A 2,928-nucleotide genomic window follows, 5' to 3' on the forward strand; every position below is an offset into this window, starting at 1 on the left:
GCGGCGATGGCGCGGGCCAGGTCCGCCTCCTGCTCCCCCCGCCAGCGCCGGACGGTTGCAAAGTCCGGGGCCCGGAGAAAGACCGTCAGGTCCGGGGCGGCGAAGAGGGCCCGGTAGGGTCCGGCCAGCGCCGCCTCCACGGCCCCACGCCAGGTCCCCTCGGGGTCCTGCTCCCGCTCCAGGGCGTTGACCGGCTCGGAGGCGGCGGCCCCCGGGTCCGTCCGCGCCCCCAGGCACCAGCCCTCGAGGATCACGACATCGGCGGGGCCCTCGAAGACCGGCTGCTGCGCCTCGGGCACGGGAGCGTCCCGACCCTTGTCGAAGCGTGGCAGGCGAACCGGACCCGGACGACCGAGGGCCTCCAGGACGGACAGGGCCAGGGCCAGATCATGCGTGCCCGGCGGTCCGCGCACGGCAAAGAGGGGGTGGACCCGGCGGGCCAGGTCGGCCCTGGCCTCCGGGCCGAGGTAGACGTCGTCGAGGGAGAGGACTGCACAGGACCGCCCTGCAGTCGCCAGGGTCGCGGCGAGGTTCGCCGCCAGGGTGGACTTGCCCGACCCCTGCGCTCCGGACAGGCCCAGCACCCAGCCCGGCCGGTCGGCCCGCGTCAGGACGAGATCGGCAAGGGCCTCGGCCAACCCCACCATGGCCTCAGACCAGGTCCCGGAGCCAGGCCACCAGGGGGGCGTCCGCTGGCGGCATGGGATAGTCGCCCAGCTGGCTGGGCTTCACCCAGGCCAGGGCCGAGTGCTCCTTGGCCGTCACCATCCCCGTCCAGCGCCGGACAAGATAGAGGGGCATGAGCAGGTGGAAGTCCTCGTAGGCGTGACTTGCGAAGACAAAGGGGGCGAGGCAGGCCTCGGTGACGCCGATCCCCAGCTCCTCGGACAGCTCACGGATCAGGCAGGCCTCCGGCGACTCGCCGGCCTCGACCTTGCCGCCGGGAAACTCCCAGAGCCCGGCCAGGGCCTTGCCCTCGGGCCTGCGGCAGACGAGAACCCGGCCGTCGACATCGACCAGGGCGGCGGCGGTTACGAGCAGCAGGCGGCGGGTTTCGGACATGGTGCCTTGATCACCCCGGAGACCGCCCTTGGCAAGCTAGCCTTGACTTCCGGGTCCCGGGAGTCCATTCCCCCGCTGCGTTCCGGTTCGTCCGGTGCGATATTGGCGTTCCAGTCGCGTGAGGGTTGCTTCGGCAGCCCGCCTGTCGAGCGCCCTGAAGCGTCATCGCAGATCGCCCCGCCGCGCGGGGGCATCCCCATAAAGATCCGCCGAACGGCGCCCCAGACAGGGGCCGCACGATTCCGCGTACGGAAAGACACCTCAACTTGACCCAGTTCACCGACCTCGGCCTCGATCGTGGCCTCCTCAAGGCCTTGTCCGACGAGGGCTATTCCACGCCGACGCCCATCCAAGCCCAGGCCATTCCCCCGATCCTCGAGGGCCGCGACCTCCTGGGCATCGCCCAGACGGGCACCGGCAAGACCGCCGCCTTCGCCCTGCCCATCCTCCACCGCCTGGCGGCCGACCGCCGCCCGGCTCCCCGTCGCGGCTGCCGGGTACTCATCCTGTCGCCGACCCGCGAGCTTGCCACCCAGATCGGCGAGAGCTTCAAGGCCTACGGCCGTCACCTCGGCGTTTCCGTGACCGTGATCTTCGGCGGTGTGAAGTACGGCGGCCAGTTGCGGGCCATGGCGCCCGGCGTCGACGTGCTCGTTGCCACGCCCGGCCGCCTGATCGACCACCTGGGCGAGAAGACCGTCACCCTCCAGGGCGTCGAGACCTTCGTCCTCGACGAGGCCGACCAGATGCTGGACATGGGCTTCATCCTGCCAATCCGGCGGATCGTGAAGTACCTGCCCAAGGCCCGCCAGAACCTCTTCTTCTCAGCCACCATGCCCACGGAGATCGGTAAGCTGGCCGGCGAACTCCTGAATCCTGACCCTGTCCGGGTCTCGGTAGCCCCCCAGGCCACCACAGTGGAAAAGGTCCAGCAGAAGGTCATCTTCGTTGAGCAGGACCGCAAGCGCGCCCTGCTGGCCGAGCTGTTCGAGAACAAGGAATTCCGCCGGGTGATCGTCTTTACCCGCACCAAGCGCGGCGCCGACCGGGTGGCCCGAGCCCTTGAACAGTCGGGCATCGAGGCCGCCTCCATCCATGGCGACAAGAGCCAGGGCCAGCGCGAGCGCGCCCTGGCGGCCTTCAAGGCGGGCGAGGTCAGGGCCATGGTCGCCACCGACATCGCCGCCCGGGGCATCGACATCGACGCGGTCAGCCACGTGGTCCAGTACGAGCTGCCCAACGTGCCGGAGTCCTATGTCCACAGGATCGGGCGGACCGCCCGAGCCGGGGCCGGCGGCACGGCCGTGGCCTTCTGCGCTGACGATGAGCGCAACCTGCTCAAGGACATCCTGAAAGTCACCCGCCAGAACATTCCCAACGAGGACCGGCGGCGGGACGCTGGCCTTTCGGTCATGACGGCCCACCTGCCGGACGGTGCCAAGGAGCCTTCCGAGCCCAAGGGCCGTCAGGGCCAGGGCGGCCATCGCAAGGGTGGCGCGCCCCGGGGTGGCTCCCCCAGGGGCGGCGCCCCAAGGGGTGATTCTCCGAGGAGCGATTCCCCGAGTAGAGATTCTGGCGGTGCCCGGGCGGCGGATGGCTCGTCCCGGCCCGAGGGCCGCTCGGACCTGCCCGGCGGCCTGCGCAAGCAGAGGAGCCGCCCGGAGGCCAAGGGCGACGGCTTTGCCTCCACCCGACCCATCGACCAGTCCCAGTTCCGCGGCCCCAAGCGCGAGGGCACCTCGGCCAAGTGGAGCCCGGTGGACTAGGAAGAGCCGACTTCAGCATACCGAGGGACTCCCCCCGGTAAAGCCGCGGGCGAGGCCGGGTGAGGGAGCCAACGGCACTGCCGGGGTTCCCCCTCCGTCC

At 70.8% G+C, this 2,928-nt stretch carries 3 protein-coding genes; 1 reads left to right on the forward strand and 2 read right to left on the reverse strand.

From position 1 onward, the window contains the following. The coding region (locus tag WCJ52_RS12460) for an AAA family ATPase (RefSeq protein ID WP_336903628.1) at positions 1-647 on the reverse strand (647 nt) is incomplete at its 3' end. Positions 648-651: 4 nt separating this feature from the next. Next, entirely contained in the window at positions 652-1,062 is a 411-nt protein-coding gene (locus tag WCJ52_RS12465) for a (deoxy)nucleoside triphosphate pyrophosphohydrolase (RefSeq protein WP_336903629.1), read from the reverse strand. Between the two features lie 266 nt (positions 1,063-1,328). Here WCJ52_RS12465 and WCJ52_RS12470 point away from each other — a divergent pair, with 266 nt between their 5' ends. Further along, positions 1,329-2,828, forward strand: coding sequence for a DEAD/DEAH box helicase (locus tag WCJ52_RS12470; protein WP_336903630.1), 1,500 nt, complete (start codon positions 1,329-1,331; stop codon positions 2,826-2,828). Positions 2,829-2,928: the final 100 nt, after the last annotated feature.

Source organism: Phenylobacterium sp., assembly GCF_037138395.1.
Taxonomy (GTDB): Bacteria; Pseudomonadota; Alphaproteobacteria; order Caulobacterales; family Caulobacteraceae; genus Phenylobacterium.

Bases quoted from the DNA above. Each gene is read 5' to 3' on its own strand.
- WCJ52_RS12465 (WP_336903629.1), bottom strand. From the start codon at position 1,062: ATGTCCGAAACCCGCCGCCTGCTGCTCGTAACCGCCGCCGCCCTGGTC.